This window comes from Sediminibacillus halophilus (assembly GCF_900103695.1).
Lineage (GTDB): Bacteria > Bacillota > Bacilli > Bacillales > Amphibacillaceae > Sediminibacillus > Sediminibacillus halophilus.
In genome coordinates, this window is sequence record NZ_FNHF01000001.1 from 77,457 (window position 1) to 94,101 (window position 16,645).

The 16,645-nt window shown below is 42.4% G+C and carries 18 protein-coding genes; 15 read left to right on the forward strand and 3 right to left on the reverse strand.

Translation table 11 applies throughout. The features are described from left to right. Positions 1-2: 2 nt before the first annotated feature. Positions 3-1,022, reverse strand: coding sequence for an NADPH dehydrogenase NamA (gene namA / locus BLR82_RS00400; RefSeq protein ID WP_074597053.1), 1,020 nt, complete (start codon positions 1,020-1,022; stop codon positions 3-5). Between the two features lie 21 nt (positions 1,023-1,043). Further along, the gene (locus BLR82_RS00405) at positions 1,044-1,793 is read right to left on the reverse strand and encodes a glycerophosphodiester phosphodiesterase (protein ID WP_074597054.1); all 750 of its coding nucleotides are present in this window, start codon (positions 1,791-1,793) and stop codon (positions 1,044-1,046) included. Between the two features lie 83 nt (positions 1,794-1,876). On the opposite strand from BLR82_RS00405, the gene BLR82_RS00410 reads away from it, so the two are divergent. From BLR82_RS00410 to BLR82_RS00430, 5 genes are all read left to right on the forward strand, one after another. Continuing rightward, the gene (locus tag BLR82_RS00410) at positions 1,877-3,505 is read left to right on the forward strand and encodes a M20/M25/M40 family metallo-hydrolase (protein ID WP_074597055.1); all 1,629 of its coding nucleotides are present in this window, start codon (positions 1,877-1,879) and stop codon (positions 3,503-3,505) included. Positions 3,506-3,695: 190 nt separating this feature from the next. Next, positions 3,696-4,658, forward strand: coding sequence for an MBL fold metallo-hydrolase (locus BLR82_RS00415; RefSeq protein ID WP_074597056.1), 963 nt, complete (start codon positions 3,696-3,698; stop codon positions 4,656-4,658). Between the two features lie 5 nt (positions 4,659-4,663). Then, positions 4,664-5,458, forward strand: a complete 795-nt coding sequence (locus BLR82_RS00420) for an SDR family NAD(P)-dependent oxidoreductase (protein WP_074597057.1) — start codon at positions 4,664-4,666, stop codon at positions 5,456-5,458. Positions 5,459-5,528: 70 nt separating this feature from the next. Next, the gene (locus BLR82_RS00425) at positions 5,529-5,861 is read left to right on the forward strand and encodes an iron-sulfur cluster biosynthesis family protein (RefSeq protein WP_074597058.1); all 333 of its coding nucleotides are present in this window, start codon (positions 5,529-5,531) and stop codon (positions 5,859-5,861) included. Further along, complete coding sequence (locus tag BLR82_RS00430; RefSeq protein ID WP_074597059.1) at positions 5,861-6,088, forward strand: YqkE family protein; 228 nt, start codon at positions 5,861-5,863, stop codon at positions 6,086-6,088. The genes BLR82_RS00425 and BLR82_RS00430 overlap by 1 nt, the downstream gene beginning before the upstream one ends. A gap of 223 nt (positions 6,089-6,311) precedes the next feature. On the opposite strand, the gene BLR82_RS00435 is transcribed toward BLR82_RS00430, so the two are convergent. Then, positions 6,312-7,232, reverse strand: coding sequence for an aldo/keto reductase (locus BLR82_RS00435; protein WP_074597060.1), 921 nt, complete (start codon positions 7,230-7,232; stop codon positions 6,312-6,314). A gap of 256 nt (positions 7,233-7,488) precedes the next feature. On the opposite strand from BLR82_RS00435, the gene BLR82_RS00440 reads away from it, so the two are divergent. From BLR82_RS00440 to BLR82_RS00485, 10 genes are all read left to right on the forward strand, one after another. Beyond that, positions 7,489-8,034: an NUDIX domain-containing protein gene (locus tag BLR82_RS00440; protein ID WP_074597061.1), complete on the forward strand. Its 546-nt coding sequence runs from the start codon at positions 7,489-7,491 to the stop codon at positions 8,032-8,034. A 1-nt stretch (position 8,035) separates the two neighbouring features. After that, on the forward strand, positions 8,036-9,202 hold the full coding sequence (locus tag BLR82_RS00445) for an endonuclease Q family protein (protein WP_074597062.1): 1,167 nt from the start codon (positions 8,036-8,038) through the stop codon (positions 9,200-9,202). Between the two features lie 87 nt (positions 9,203-9,289). Then, positions 9,290-9,928: a stage II sporulation protein M gene (spoIIM, locus tag BLR82_RS00450; RefSeq protein ID WP_175486734.1), complete on the forward strand. Its 639-nt coding sequence runs from the start codon at positions 9,290-9,292 to the stop codon at positions 9,926-9,928. A 109-nt stretch (positions 9,929-10,037) separates the two neighbouring features. Then, positions 10,038-10,502 (forward strand): ferric iron uptake transcriptional regulator, encoded by a 465-nt coding sequence (gene fur, locus BLR82_RS00455; protein ID WP_074597064.1) that lies wholly within the window; start codon positions 10,038-10,040, stop codon positions 10,500-10,502. A gap of 126 nt (positions 10,503-10,628) precedes the next feature. After that, positions 10,629-10,847, forward strand: a complete 219-nt coding sequence (locus BLR82_RS00460; RefSeq protein WP_074597065.1) for a YqzK family protein — start codon at positions 10,629-10,631, stop codon at positions 10,845-10,847. A gap of 8 nt (positions 10,848-10,855) precedes the next feature. Continuing rightward, positions 10,856-11,743, forward strand: a complete 888-nt coding sequence (xerD, locus tag BLR82_RS00465) for a site-specific tyrosine recombinase XerD (RefSeq protein WP_074597066.1) — start codon at positions 10,856-10,858, stop codon at positions 11,741-11,743. 171 nt (positions 11,744-11,914) lie between these two features. Beyond that, positions 11,915-13,096: a phosphopentomutase gene (deoB, locus tag BLR82_RS00470; protein ID WP_074597067.1), complete on the forward strand. Its 1,182-nt coding sequence runs from the start codon at positions 11,915-11,917 to the stop codon at positions 13,094-13,096. A gap of 12 nt (positions 13,097-13,108) precedes the next feature. After that, the gene (locus BLR82_RS00475; protein ID WP_074597068.1) at positions 13,109-13,927 is read left to right on the forward strand and encodes a purine-nucleoside phosphorylase; all 819 of its coding nucleotides are present in this window, start codon (positions 13,109-13,111) and stop codon (positions 13,925-13,927) included. Between the two features lie 22 nt (positions 13,928-13,949). Next, positions 13,950-15,251: a pyrimidine-nucleoside phosphorylase gene (locus BLR82_RS00480; protein WP_074597069.1), complete on the forward strand. Its 1,302-nt coding sequence runs from the start codon at positions 13,950-13,952 to the stop codon at positions 15,249-15,251. Positions 15,252-15,344: 93 nt separating this feature from the next. Continuing rightward, positions 15,345-16,544 carry a D-alanyl-D-alanine carboxypeptidase family protein gene (locus BLR82_RS00485; protein ID WP_074597070.1) on the forward strand — a complete coding sequence of 400 codons (1,200 nt, stop codon included), beginning with the start codon at positions 15,345-15,347 and terminating at the stop codon, positions 16,542-16,544. The last annotated feature ends 101 nt before the right edge of the window (positions 16,545-16,645 follow it).

Below are 16,645 nucleotides of genomic sequence, written 5' to 3' on the forward strand. Positions count from 1 at the left end.
ACTCACCTCCAGCCGCGTTGATATTGCTTTGGTGCCTCTATTGTATGGCCTAACTCATCCGCAGCGGCCTTAGGCCAATATGGATTTCTTAATAATGCCCGGGCTAGAAAGATTAAATCTGCGCGATCATTCTGCAGGATTTCTTCTGCCTGGATACCTGTCGTGATTAATCCGACAGCGCCTGTAGAAATTTCCGCCTGATGCTTGATGGTATCTGCACCGGGGACTTGATAGCCGGGATAAGAAGTTATTCTTGCTGGTACGACTCCTCCTGAACTGCAGTCAATCAAATCGATGCCTTGCTGCTTCATTTGTTCGGCAAAATAAACAAAGTCATCCATGGTGTTCCCGCCTTCTGCATATTCATTTGCTGAAATCCTAACAAAGACAGGGCCATTCCATACTGTTTTCACTGCTTCAATGATTTCAAAGAGAATCCGGTACCGATTTTCTTTGCTTCCGCCATACTGATCGTTCCGTTGATTGGTAAGAGGGGACAAATACTGATTGATTAAGTACCCGTGAGCAGCATGAATTTCAATGATATCGAAACCGGCAAGCTTTGCTCTTCGTGCTCCTTGTTTAAACGCTTCAACTGTATCGGCGATATCCTCCTTGCTCATTTCAATGGGGGTTTGATAGTTTTCATTGAATGCAAGCGGACTTGCACTATAACTTTTCTGTTCATCTTCCGCTTTTCTTCCGGCATGAGCCAGCTGTAGGCTGCTTTTTGCGCCATGGACATGAACCCTGTCACTGATTTTTTTCAATCCATCGATATGCTTGTCATCCCAGATTCCCAAGTCTTTGGCAGAAATTCGTCCGGCTTGCTGGACAGCTGTTGCTTCTACCATTATCAAACCTGTCTGTCCTGCAGCTCGAGACTCATAATGGGCGATATGGAAGGGCTGGACAGTTCCATCTTCTGGTTCACTAGAATACATGCACATCGGGGACATGACAATTCTATTTTTTAAGGTGACATCGCCAAATGTAATAGGGGTAAAAAGTTTATTAGGCATTTTTTGTACCTCCTGTTTGTTTTAATCCTGTTGATTTAGTTGCTCGAATAACCGGCGCTGTTCGATTGCTTTATCAGGGACATCGGTAAAAATAGCGTCAACTTGTAGCTGATAACATTTCTTCATTGCCCCAATACGATTGATTGTATAGATGCGGAGTTTCATTTCTCTATCCCGACACTGTTCGACAACCTTACTGTTCAGCAAACGATATTTGATATGTAATGCTTTCGCACCAAGTCCTGCCGTATAATTGACCAGTCCGCTTATTCTCTGTGATGTTAACAGAGCAGTTGCGATTTTTCTATCGATTTGCTTAAACCGTTCGATGCTTACGGGATTAAAGCTGGATATCGTCGTTCGATTGACGACTTTATATTTGCATAACAGGTCGTAAACTTTTTTCTCCATATTTTCATAGTCAATCACGTTATTCTTTAATTCGATATTTAATTGAAGCTGCTTTGACTGCGCCCAGATAAGGAATTCTTCCAGCGAAATAATCGGGGTATTTTCGTATTTTTCTGATAACCACGAGCCAGCATCTAGCTTTCGCAGCTGTTCAAATGTATAATCTTGGACAAAGCCAACGGCGTTAGTCGTTCTTCTGACCGACTCATCATGAATCAGAACAGGGATGCCGTCCTTGGATAACTGGACATCTGTCTCGATGCCTTCCGCTCCCATTTCATAAGCGAGCTGAAAAGCAGGCATGGTGTTCTCCGGAGCCAGTTTACTAGCGCCGCGGTGAGCATACACTAGCGTTTTCAAACGTTTCACCTCATCCTGTAAGTATGGTTAAATTGTGTGGGATTTCTGTTGAAAAGTCAATGTAAAGGGGAGGAATCAACCGCATGCAAGAATGGCAGACGAAGGAGCAACTAACAGACTTGCTCTGTTCGCTGGTACGATATCCTAGTATCAGCGGCAGTGAAGATGAGCTAGCTTTGGCGGAATATTTGTTTTACACCCTGCGGCAAAAGGAATACTTTAAAAACAACCCTGATTTATTGAGTCTGCATCCTTTAAAGGATGGAAGACAGTTATTGACGGCTTTGGTAAAACAGCAGGAAGAAACCGATACGGTTATCCTGCTTAGTCATTTTGATGTCGTCGGTATTGATGATTATGGGTCACTGAAAAATCTCGCTTTCCATCCTCAGGAATTGACAGCTGAATTGGTAAAACGCAAAGCAGAGCTTCCAGGACTTGTTCAGCAGGATTTAGAAACAGCTGGAGAGTGGATATTCGGAAGGGGAACCATGGACATGAAATCCGGTTTAGCTGTCCATCTGTCTATGTTGGAAAAAGCCATCGCTGGTGAGTTTGATGGTAATATTCTTTTGCTCACGGTTCCGGATGAAGAAGTGAATTCGCTCGGAATGATCACTGCCTTGCCGGTTTTGAAAAGGTTGAGAGATGAACACGGACTTCGTTACCGGGCATGTCTGAATGGTGAGCCGATGTTCAGCAAGTATCCCGGTGATAAAAACTATTACATGTATACTGGTTCGATTGGCAAGGTTCTTCCTGGATTTTTATGTTATGGAAAAGAAACCCATGTCGGTGAACCGTTTGCCGGATTGAACGCCAATTTGATGATCAGTTTCTTATCAGAAGAGCTGGAGTTGAATGAATCTTTTGTTGAAAAGGTGGGAGAAGAAATTACCCCTCCTCCTGTCAGTCTGATGCAACGTGATTTAAAAGAAGAATATTCCGTTCAGACGCCCGTTTCAGCTGTTTCAATGTATAATGTGCATTATTTAAAGCAGTCGATTGAAACGATAAATGAAAAATTGTATAAAGCGGCCCGAAAGGCAGCTTCTGCGATTGAAAGTCATTACGATGAGAAAGTTGATAAATATTCTCGTATGGCTGCTGATTTTATCAAGCCGGAGTTCCATGTGAATGTGTTTCATTATGAGGAGCTTTATAGTCTCGCTGTTGCTCAGTTTGGCAGAGAAGAAGTGGAAAGACGCCAAAATTTGTTGATTAAAAAAAGGGATTCAGGGGATAGAGATTTTTCTACTTTGTTGGTACAGGAGCTGGCCGCACTATGTAAAGATTATGCGCCGATGATCGTGTTATTCTATAGTCCTCCTTTTTATCCAGCTGTTACCTCTCATCATGATGATTACATAGCCAATACTGCGGAAACGGTTAGGGATTATGTCAGAAATAATTATGGAATTCCATTACAAACAGTGGAGTATTTTCCAGGCTTGTCTGATTTGAGCTATATCGGACCGGTAGCTTCAGACGGCAGTTTGTCACCTCTAACAGAAAATATGCCGCTTCAGAACAAAGGGTTCGTATTACCAGAGGATGTAATGGAACAGATTACAATGCCGATACTCAATGTAGGGCCACTCGGTAAGGATCCGCACCAGTGGACAGAACGCTTAGAACTGACTTACAGCTTTGGTTTCTTACCGGAAATTGTAAAGTTTACGATCGAGTCATTGCTACAAAGTAAAGAGTAAGTAACGGAGATCTACTCAAAACCGAACGACGATTCGAAATCAAAGTATTCGAACTCGTTCGGTTTTTTCAGTAGGATTTAGTGACGTTCTATTCTCTTTCGCTATTTTGCATAAAGGATGACTTTCCAAGGAAAAAAGCGTACAATGATTATAAAACTGAACAGTCATTCATTTTTGGAGGCGTTGTATTATGGCTGAATCGAATATCTATCAGATAACTGTTCCGACTCCTTTTGCTGTCGGGGACGCTCATGTTTACTTGATTAAAGGGGACACATTGTCGTTGATCGATGCCGGGACAAAGACAAAACAGGCTTGGGAAGCATTATTGAACGGCTTGAAAAAGTTCGGTTATACACCGAATGATATTGAACAGCTTATTTTGACTCACCACCACCCCGACCATATCGGATTTACGGAAGAATTTCCCAGGTTAAAGGCCATATATGGGCATGCATTGAATGATGTTTGGCTAAAGCGTGAGGAAGCGTATTTCCAACGGTATGAACAGTTCTTTCATGATTTATACATAGAGTCGGGAGTTCCGGAATCTTATCAAGCATTTTTAAGAACACTTCGGTCACCTCTTCGTTTTGCGGGCAAAGGTGAGCTTTCTGAATACCTAACCGAGGGAGATCACCTTCCTGGTCATGAGGAGTACCGAGTGGTTGAAACACCAGGTCATGCGCAAAGTCATATATCTTTTTATCAGGAAGCATCGGGCGCTTTTATTGGCGGGGATCATTTGCTTTCCCACATTTCATCAAATCCCTTATTGGAGCCTCCGACCGAACCAGGGATGGACCGTCCAAAACCAATGTTGCAATATCGCAGTGCTCTGATTCGTTGTAAAGAGCTTGGGATACATACTGTTTACCCGGGACATGGACCTATCTTCACGGAAGCAGAGTCATTAATTGATAAGCGGTTGAAGAAACAGGAACAACGAGCGGACCGGGTAAGAGAAATACTTGAAGATGGCAGTAAAACCGCATTTCAAATTTGTGAAAGGTTATTTCCCAATCAGATTGATAAAGAATTTGGATTGACGATGTCTGAAACAATCGGCCAGCTGGATTATCTAGAGGATTGTCGGGAAGTTCAGCGGACAAAAGTAAACGGTATTTATAAGTTTTTATTAAGAAGTGAGTGATATGAGTGAATAACAGAATTACAGGAAAAAAGATTCTCATCACCGGAGCTTCAAGCGGTTTAGGTGAACAAATTGCCAGAAAGATAGCCGAACAAGGTGGGACACCGATTTTAATCGCACGGTCGGAAGTACGACTAAAGAGACTCGCTGAAGAGTTGGCGGAGATACTTGGCGGAGAAGTCCCTTTTTATATTGCGGATTTGACTGAAATTAATCAGTTGGATGAAGTGTTGGGAAAAATAGTATCCCGCCATCAGCCGATTCATGGATTGGTCAATAATGCCGGATTTGGGGTTTTTGATTATTTAACCGACGCGAATTGGGAGGATATTGAAAATATGCTGCAGCTCAATGTGACAGCGTTGATTAAAACCGTCTATAACATACTGCCGTACTTTTTGCGAAATAACGATGGCCATATTGTAAATATAGCATCCCAGGCAGGTAAACTAGCAACTCCTAAATCGTCCGTATATAGTGCGAGCAAGCATGCTGTTGTCGGATTCTCCAATGCGCTGCGACTGGAAGTGGAAGGGCGGGGGGTTTTTGTTACAACTGTTAATCCTGGCCCAATCGCCACTCGTTTTTTTGATTATGCCGATCCTTCCGGCAACTATCGTCAATCGATAGAAAGGTATATGCTGAAGGCGGATACGGTAGCAGAACAGATTGTGTCCAATCTGTTCAGGAAAAAACGGGAAATCAATTTACCGCGATGGATGGAAATCGGAAGCAAGCTCTATCAAGTTTCACCGGGCTTGATGGAGAAACTATTGAAGAATCAATTTAACAAAAAATAGTTTGGCAAGAATGAATTGTTCAATGGGGATTGTTATAATGGAGATGTACATGTAAAGGAGGTGTGCGCCAATGCATTTGACTATTACAGAGGCTGCACTGAACCGATTGCAACAAGAGATGAAGGAAGATAAACAAGGATTTTTGCAAATTTATTATGATACAGAGGGCTGTTGTGGAGTGAATGGGGTACCTACGATCAGATGGCGTGGTTTTAAACATCCAGATGACCTGGAAGTAGAAAACGAGCATTTATCTGTCATCATCCATCCACAGCAGGCAACTTTTTTTGAAAAAGAAATGACGTTGGATTTTAATCAGCAAACATTTCGCTTAACCAGTCCACAAGGAATTTTGAACGGGTTTGTTTCGCCGGGGGAACTTAAAAAGGATGTGGCAGTCTAATGGGCCAGAAAAGATTGAATGATGATATCCATTCACTAAAGGACCGTTTGAATCCTGATTTAGTACAACAGTTATCATCTAAGAAAAAACAACTAAAAAGCGAGGAGAAAGCCAGACAAGAACAGGAAAAACAGAGAAAAATCAAGGAGCGTCAAAGAAAAGAGGCCAATAAAAGCTTTGAAGAACTGCTGAATGATAGTGAACTTGATTGGCATCAATTTAAATAACTGAGCGCTTTTTACGATCTTAAATCAAATAGAAATAGGATAATAAACAAGGTACGGGAAAAAGAAGGGTAGAAAGTTGTAAAAGTCTATCTGCTAGCATTCGACTATCAACGCCATGAGACAAACAACAAATGAACAAAAAAACCGAACGAGTCCGAAAGCTTTGTATCTCGGCTCATCGTTCGGTTTTTGCTTTTCCAGTAGCCTTATTATCATAACTTGCTTAGCGGTGCTGGGTATATTGTATCGGTTTGCTGATGGATTTCAACTGGTTAACATCTTCAGTTGTCAATGGTTCAGCGCTCTGAATAGACAGGTTGTCCTGAAGCTGACGGGAACTGCTTGCACCAAATACGGCTGACGCCACAGCAGGATGCTGCAAGACATACTGAAGCGCTAGTGCTGTTCTCGTTCTATCACTGCCGGTGTACGCTTTTAGACGCTCCGTAATTGTTTGGAGTTCTTCAAGGCTGTAATCAAGATATCCATCTTTCCCTTTCGATGCAACTTTTTCGTGTGCCTGGTCGCTTAGCATCCCTTTGGCCAGCGGGCCTCTTGCCAGCACGCTGATGTTATTTTCATGGAGAAGGTCGAGTATCTGTTCTTCAGGCCTGCGATCTAATAGACTGTATTGCATCATCACACTTACAATAGAAGATCTTTCAATATATTCCCTTATTACATTAGGGCGGATGGAAGATATTCCGTAATAACGGATGACACCTTCCTGTTTCAGTTCTTCGAATGCCTCGATTGTTTCATCAATGGGATCATCGATCGTTCCTCCGTGTAATTGATATAAATCGATATATTCGGTGCCCAGTCTTCGTAAACTTTCTTTTACTTCTGATTTAATATACTTTTTCGAAGGATCCCAGAACCAATCTCCATTCTGGTTGTTGAAGTGGTTTCCGACTTTTGTCGCAAGGATAACCCGATCCCTTTTTCCTTTTAATGCTTTGCCGACGATTTCTTCATTTTTTCCCAGGTCATATAGGTCAGCTGTGTCTAAGTAATTAATCCCTGAATCCAGTGCTTCCTCTATGATATATTCAGCTTTCTTTTCGTCTGTTCCAAGGGACATACAGCCGAGTCCGACTTGAGACACAAAGAGGTCGGATTTGCCGATTTGCCGTTTATCCATTCTATCTCCTCCTGATTCTGTTTTGTTTCTATTGTAAGGAAACGGACATCTGAATGACAAATGAGAAGAATCTGACAAGGCATCTATGTTACACTATTTATGCTCTCAGGTGAATGTTGCTTGATAGTCTTTATACACAGAAAACAGTGACATAGAAAATTTGAGATAGTTCCGTTAAACATTTAAATTGCAGTTTATGTTTAAACACCAATCTTTTTAGAAAACGGCTTTAAAATAAGGTCCTAGGAGGATATACATGGATAAATTTGAAGAACGTACTATAGCTTCTGAAACAATATTTAAGGGAAAAGTGGTCAAACTCCAGGTTGATGAAGTGTCATTGCCTGACGGAAAGACGTCGAAACGTGAAATCATCAAACATCCAGGAGCAGTAGCGGTTATTCCGGTGACAAAGGACAACAAAATCCTTTTTGTAGAGCAATACCGAAAGCCGCTGGAAAAGACACTGGTGGAAATTCCTGCCGGTAAACTGGAACCGGGTGAAAAGCCGGAAATCACTGCCAAAAGGGAATTAGAAGAAGAAACTGGTTATACGACCAATGAGCTGACTTTTCTTACCTCTTTTTATACTTCACCTGGTTTCGCCGATGAAATCATCCACCTTTACATTACCAAAGATCTCCGCCTGCTGGAGGAAGAGGTTGCAGGAGATGAGGATGAATTCGTCGATATACTGGAACTAAGTCTGGAGGAAGCAGAGCAGCTCGTCAAAGATCAACGGATACATGATGTGAAAACAGCTTATGCTGTATTGTATTTACGGCTTCTGGAGAGTAAGTGAAATGGCGTTATCCAGCTATTTTGCCGATTTACATATTCATATCGGCCGCGACATGAACCACAAGCCGGTAAAAACAACAGGGGCAAAGTCACTAACATTGTCAAACATTCTGGTGGAAGCGAGCAGACATAAAGGCATGGATCTAGTCGGTGTAATAGACAGTCATGTTCCAGCTGTACAATCGGAATTGAGGGAATTAATGGCCAACCATGGTGCATGGCGTTTGGCAGATGGCGGAATCCAGTATGAACGCACCACCTTAATCCTCGGTTCAGAGGTGGAAGTATATGATTCGATGTGTCAAGGCCCGATTCATGTGCTTTGCTTTTTGCCTGACTTGGAACGCATGCAACTGTTCACGAATTGGTTGAAAGAGCGAGTGACAAATATCCATCTTAGCTCCCAACGCTATTACGGAACCGCTAAGCAGCTTCAGTACAAGGTGAAAGAACTTTCAGGACTTTTTATCCCGGCCCACGTCTTCACTCCGTTTAAAAGCTTATATGGAAAAGGAGTGAAACAGTCGCTGACAGAAGTATTGGATCCTGATTTGATAGATGGCATAGAACTCGGTTTGAGTGCAGATACGAAAATGGCTGATCAAATTGATGAACTGCACTCGTATTCTTTCTTATCAAACTCCGACGCTCATTCGCTTGCCAAAATTGGCCGGGAGTATCAGAAAGTACGAATGGGGACCCCTTCTTTTCAAGAATTGGATCGGGCTTTGCATCAGGTGAATGGACGGAGCATAGAAGCCAATTATGGGATGAATCCACTGCTGGGTAAATATCATGAAACCGTTTGTTCGGATTGTTTCCATCCGGTTAAGGAAGGACAGGTTTGCAGAAATTGCGGTAGCGGCAAGTTGGTCAAAGGAGTAGCAGATAGAATCAGTGAGTTGGCTGACGCCGCTACTTTTCCTTCGAGGCCACCCTACATTCATCAGGTCCCGCTGGAATATTTGCCGACCCTCGGTCCCAAATCGCTACATAAATTGCTGGACGCTTTCGGAACCGAAATGGATATCTTGCACCATACTAGCAAACAAGCACTAGAAAAAGTCGTTTCCAATAAACTGGCAGAAGCAATCATTGCCATGAGAGAAGGCAAACTAAAAGCTGTACCCGGCGGAGGAGGAAGATATGGTAGGATTAAGCTGCCTTAACTGGGTCTATTTTTTGGTCTAATTATTCCTTATCCCTCATAGATTTGAAGTATAACCAAAACTATCAATGAGATGATGGGGGATATTATGTATAAAAACCGGAACCTGATCGCAAGCCATATAAGAGAGCACGCAGCCATTTACTTTTTTATGCTCATCCTTTTTTTGATCGGCATCATTTTTGGCGCCATAATCGTTAACAGTATGAACTTTATTCAAAGGGAAGATTTATTTTTTTATCTCGACCGTTTCTTTGGCCAAATAATGGATGGCACCATAGCAGACAGTCAGGAGGTTTTCAAATCAAGTATTTTTTATCATTTAAAATACTTGCTATTGTTATTCCTGTTAGGTTTGTCGATCATCGGGCTGCCTGTAATTTGGGTAATGCTGTTCGTAAAAGGACTGGTAGTCGGGTTTTCTGTTGGTTTTTTTGTCAATCAAATGGGCTGGAAAGGATTATTGTTTGCCGCTGCTTCTATTGCACCGCAAAATCTCTTGATTATCCCAGCGTACTTGATAGCCGGAAGCCTTGCTATGATTTTTTCGCTCACTCTCTTACGTAAATTATTCACCCGGCGCTCGCAACAACCGATATTGCAGCCATTCGCAAAATACAGCATGTCATTCATGACGCTTTTGTTGTTTGTAGCCGTCGCTTCTTTGGTGGAATCCTTTGTATCGAAACCGGCTATGCAGGTGGTAATAGAATGGATTTATCAATAACTTTTATCAAATTATAATAAATATAAATAACAGATTATAATTATTATAATTTGACACTGGTTCCATGTCTGCTTATAATAAAGTTGGTATTATGAGGGAGGGATGGGACTTGGAACATCGAATCGACCGGATAAAAAAACAGCTGCACGCACAAAGTTATAAATTGACCCCTCAACGGGAGGCTACTGTACGCGTTCTGTTGGAACGGGAAGAGGATCATTTGAGTGCAGAGGATGTCTACCTTCTTGTTAAAGAAAAAGCCCCTGAAATAGGTTTGGCTACTGTTTATCGTACTTTAGAATTGTTATCGGAACTTAAAATAGTCGACAAAATAAACTTTGGTGATGGTGTGTCCAGATACGATTTAAGAAAAGAAGGCGCAGCTCATTTTCATCACCATCTTGTTTGTATGGAATGTGGTTCTGTTGAGGAAATAGAAGATGATTTATTGGAAGACGTGGAAAAGATCGTCCAAAATGATTGGGGTTTTCAAGTGAAAGATCACCGACTTACCTTCCATGGTGTTTGCAAAAATTGCCAGCTGGAAGCAGCTGAGAAAGCACATACCTCTTAAGTCCGCTCGGAAATACTTTTGTCCTGAACAAGAATCTGTTAATCTTAATTTGACGTATATTTTCCTGTTTTTTTGGCATATCTTTATTAATAGAAAAACTATTTATGAGATCGAGGAGATATGCCTATGAAACCCGCATTGCTGCTGATCAAAGATGCGTTGAAAATATTCATCATTTTTACGGCTTGTACCCTCTTATTCTATTTCGGGCTAAGGGCGATGCATGCAGAATACCAGGATTACCACCGTTATGACCCGCCGGAAGGAAGGGCGGTTAAAGTATTTAATCAGGATAACCAGGAATGGGTGGAACGTTTGTCGATATTTTTTCGATTAGGGGAGTAGAAACGAAAATGAAGGATGAAATGAATGACTTTTTCCATTACCTGACTGTTGAGAGGGGCTTGTCCGACAACACCCTGCAATCTTATAAAAGAGATTTGAAGAAATACCAGCTGTTCCTTACCGAAAATCTGGCTGTAGAGAGGTGGGAAACGGTTGATCGTCACCATATTATGCAATTTTTATATCATTTAAAGGATAGTGGTAAATCATCAGCGACATTAGCCCGTACTTTGTCTTCTATACGATTGTTTCACCAGTTTATAGTCAGGGAATATGGTATCAGCAAAGATGCAAGTTTACATATTGAAACACCGAAGAAAGAAAGAAAGCTTCCCAAAGTTTTGTCCTCCGATGATGTGGACAAGCTGCTTAATATACCGGGAAAAGACGCACTTGCCATTCGGAATAAAGCCATGCTGGAAATGCTGTATGCCACCGGCCTCCGGGTTAGCGAACTGATTTCATTGAAAGTTACTGATCTTCACCTTACAATGGGGTTTGTCAGGTGCTTTGGTAAGGGATCAAAGGAAAGAATTGTTCCTTTAGGCAACATAGCAGGAGAAGCTGTGGAGAAATACATCGATTCTGCCCGTGGAACGTTAGTCAATCGAAAGAATACAGAAGCGCTGTTTGTGAATCATCACGGAAACCAATTGACGAGACAAGGTTTTTGGAAAGTGTTGAAAGCGATTGCCAGAGACGCGGGGATAAACAAAGAAATTACCCCTCACACGCTTCGGCATTCTTTTGCTACGCATCTATTGGAAAACGGAGCTGATTTACGTTCTGTCCAGGAAATGCTGGGGCATGCCGATATATCGACAACGCAAGTATATACACATGTAACAAAAGCTAGATTGAAGGATATTTACCAGGCTTATCATCCAAGGGCCTGACTTTGCTATTTCTATAGAAGTGTAAGCTAAGGTGATGTTCTACCTGGCGACATCGTTGCGGGCAAATAAGAAGTAAAGTATTTTTTGTAGTTGTCTGACATCCTACAACGTTTCATTTGCAGCATAATTGGTGATATTTAAGGGAAAGTAACCTACATAGGAGGGATCGTTGTGAAGGAATTTAATCGTGTTTTTTTAATTGTAATGGATTCTGTGGGAATAGGAGAAGCACCGGACGCAGAAAAATTCGATGACAAAGGTGCTGATACGTTAGGACATATTGCCGAACATATGGATGGCCTAAAAATGCCTCATATGGGGGAACTGGGTCTAAGTAATATTCGGGAAATAAAAGGCATCCCCACAGCGGCACAGCCGAAAGCCCATTATACGAAAATGCAGGAAGCATCCAATGGCAAGGACACCATGACGGGCCACTGGGAAATAATGGGTCTTAACATTCAACAGCCTTTCCGGACGTTCCCGGAAGGATTTCCTGACGAATTGCTTGCTGAATTAGAGGAGAAAACCGGTCGAAAAATTATTGGGAACAAACCTGCATCCGGTACAGAGATTATCAAGGAACTCGGCAAAGAGCATATGGAAACAGGAGCATTGATTGTCTATACTTCTGCCGATTCGGTACTGCAGATTGCAGCACACGAAGATGTTATACCGATAGAAGAACAGTACCGCATATGTGAAATCGCACGTGAATTGACACTCGATGAAAAATACATGGTCGGAAGGATTATCGCTCGTCCGTTTGTTGGAGAGCCTGGGGCGTTTGAACGAACTGCGAACAGACACGATTATGCGTTGAAACCTTTCGGGAGAACGGTGATGAATGAACTGGAAGATGGCGGACTGGATGTAATAGCACTTGGTAAAATTTCCGACATTTATGATGGTGAGGGAGTAACCGAAGCTATCCGAACCGTAGATAATGATGACGGTATGACCAAGTTGGTTGAATCGATGGATAAAGAGTTTCGTGGTTTAAGCTTTTTGAATTTGGTCGATTTTGATGCGAAATATGGTCATCGTCGTGACCCGCAGGGGTATGGAGAAGCATTGGAGAGTTATGACGCCCGCTTGCCGGAAGTCTTGGAAAAGCTGAAAAGCGATGATCTATTGATTATTACAGCAGATCATGGAAACGACCCGATCCACCACGGAACCGACCATACGAGAGAATTTGTCCCGTTACTTGTTTACCATACAGGCATTGAAAACGGAACGGAAATGGAGATTAGAAAAACATTTGCCGATATAGGTGCAACCATTGCCGAAAATTTTGGTATTAGACTGCCGGAACACGGTCATAGCTTTTTGAAGGAAATCAGTCAATAAGGGGAGAAAACAATGAATAGCAAAGCAATGAAGGAATCAGCGCAATATATCGAATCAAAGCTAGAAGGAAAACCGGCTATCGGCCTGATTCTTGGTTCTGGGCTCGGGGTTCTTGCAGAAGAAATTGAAGATCCCATCGTTATTCCGTATAAATCGGTTCCTCACTTTCCAGAGTCAACCGTCTCGGGTCATAAAGGACAGTTGGTAGCTGGACGCCTGGAGGGAAAACAGGTAATTGCAATGCAGGGTCGTTTTCATTTCTATGAAGGATATCGCATGGATCAAGTTACGTTTCCTGTCCGTGTCATGAAGCTTCTAGGTGTAGAGGAACTGCTTGTAACAAATGCCGCTGGCGGAATTAATGAACAATTCGAACCGGGCGATTTGATGCTGATCGAGGACCATATCAATAACATGGGAACAAACCCGTTGATAGGTCCAAACGATGAAGAAATCGGACCACGTTTTCCGGATATGTCCCAGGCTTATAGCAGAGAATTGCTGAAACACGCCCGTAAGTGTGCGGAAGAGTTAGATTTATCCATCCAGCAGGGAGTTTATGTCGGTAATACCGGCCCGACGTATGAAACTGGAGCAGAAGTGAAAATGCTGCGTACGCTCGGGGGGGATGCTGTCGGAATGTCAACAGTTCCGGAAGTGATTGTTGCAGCACACATGGGAATCAAAGTACTGGGGATTTCTTGTATTTCAAATATGGCTGCGGGCATTCTCGACCAGCCGTTGTCTCACCAGGAAGTAATCGAGACGACGGAGCGCGTAAGACAGGATTTTTTGAGTTTTGTTAAGAAAATAGTCAAAACTTTACCATGATAAAATAAAAAGGTGATAACTAATGAGAATGGTCGATGTAATTCAGAAGAAACGGAATGGGCAGAAATTAACAGATTCAGAAATACGTTTTTTTGTCGAAGAATATACCGCCGGGACTATCCCGGATTATCAAGCGGCAGCATTAATGATGGCCATATATTTTAAAGGAATGAGTGCTGATGAAACAGCGGTACTCACGGAAGCAATGGCAGCATCAGGAGATACAATCGATTTATCAGCCATTGAGGGGCACATAGTGGACAAACACTCCACTGGAGGCGTTGGAGATAAAATCACTTTTATAACGGGACCTTTGGTTGCTTCTGTAGGGGTGCCGGTGGCGAAAATGTCGGGAAGAGGACTGGGCCATACAGGTGGAACCTTGGACAAGCTGGAATCGATTTCCGGTTTTCACATTGAGATGAGCAAAGAGGAGTTCATCTCGAATGTCAACAAGCATAAACTCTCTGTAGCGGGACAGACCGGCAACCTAGCTCCGGCAGATAAAAAGTTGTATGCACTGAGGGATGTAACGGGTACGGTAGACTCCATTCCTTTGATTGCTGGTTCGATCATGAGTAAAAAACTAGCTTCTGGCGCGGACAGTATAGTGTTGGATGTGAAAACTGGATCTGGGGCCTTTATGAAAACATTGGAGGAATCCAAGGCTTTGGCACAAGAGATGGTGAACATCGGCAACAAACTTGGCCGGAACACAATTGCTGTTATTAGTGACATGAATCAGCCGCTTGGTTATGAAGTCGGTAATGCCAATGAAATCAAAGAAGCGGCAGAAGTTCTTCAAGGAAAAAAAGTGGAGGATTTACGAAATCTTGGTCTGGAGTTAGCAGCACACATGACCGTATTGGCCGGTGCTTTTCCGTCTTACCAAGAAGCTTATCAGGTACTTGAACAGAAACTAGACAACGGAGAGGCTTTTCAAGCATTCCGTACCTTCATTTCTGCACAAGGAGGGGATTTATCGATGATCGATGATCTATCCCGCCTGCCAGCTGCCGCCCATCACGTGGAGGTAATTTCCGACAAAGAAGGGTTTGTTGCGGAGATAGATGCCGAGTCGATAGGTGTTGCTGCCATGTACTTAGGTGCTGGCAGGGCGACCAAAGACGATAAAATAAATCATGCAGTAGGAATCACCCTTAACAAAAAGATAGGGGATGCAATTAAAAAAGGAGAGACGATAGCTGTTCTGCACAGTGAACAACCTAATCCGTCAGACTCTTTGTCTAAAGTCAAAGAAGCGTATAAAGTTTCGGAAGACAAGCCTAATAAGCATCAGTTAATATATGAAGTAATCAAGTGAAAAAAATGACCCGCCAAAAGCGGGTCATTTTTTTTGTTATAAATTGTCCTACATATGGAAAAAATAACAATACTAACATTTGGAGGTATTGCTATGAAAAAAACAATCTTGTTACTAGCTTTTTTATTGGTTTTCTCTGGCGTTTTGCCAGTCAATATGATGGCCGAGGAAAATACAGCGGAACAAAACAAAGAACAGACATCAGAGGATCAGCTGAATCTCGCAGAGAATTCCCAATCAGCAATTTTGCTGGAGCGAGACACAGGAAAAATCTTATATGAAAAAGATGCTCATAAGCAATTGCCGCCGGCGAGCATGACGAAAATCATGACCATGATTCTTATTATGGAAGCTTTGGATGAAGGAAAAATCACGTTAGACGAAAAGGTAAGAGTGAGCGATTATGCTGCATCAATGGGCGGATCACAAATTTTTCTGGAAGCTGGAGAAGAAATGAAGGTACAGGATCTTTTGATGGGGGTTGCGGTAGCTTCCGGAAATGATGCAAGTGTTGCACTGGCAGAAAGAATAGCTGGAAGTGAACAAGCGTTTGTCAAAATGATGAATGATAAAGCAAGACAACTTGGATTGGAAAACACACGCTTCCAAAATCCCACAGGTCTCCCTGCAGAAGGGCATTTCAGCACGGCTTATGATATGGCCGTTATGGCAAAGGAACTGTTGAAGCATGAGGAGATAACAGAGTACACGGGTACTTATGATGGCTATTTACGTGAAGGCACCGAAGATGAATTTTGGCTGGTCAACACGAATAAACTGGTTAAATTCTATCCGGGTGTCGACGGGTTGAAAACCGGTTATACCTCTGAAGCGAAATATTGCTTGACCGCTACAGCGAAGAAAAACGATATGCGAGTCGTTGCCGTTGTCTTGGGAGCAGATACAACGAAAAAACGGAATAGTGATGTTACTCAAATGCTGGATTATGCATTTAATCATTTTGATACCAAACAACTGTTCAAAAGCAACCAACCAGTTTCAAAGTTAAGCTTATTAAAAGCAGCGAATGAGTCGATTGATGTGGTGACGGAAGAACCTATTTCGTTGATTTATAAAAAAGGAGAACCGTTGGAAAACATAGATACAAATGTAGTGATGCAGGAAGATATAACGCTTCCTTTGAAGATGGGAGATAAAGTTGGCAAGGTCGAGATAGTCCATAATGGAAAAGTATTGTCGGAAACACCGCTCATTGTGAAAGAAAATGTGGATCATGCTGGCTATTGGCAGCTATTCAAAAGGACATTCCACGCCATGTTGAAAAAGCAGTGATTTTTTCGGGTTTTACCGAACCTGCACTTCTTTTGTCACCTTGCAGGATTCATGATCACCGGTAAAGAAAAGATTCACTACAGAAACAGTAAGGAGGAATC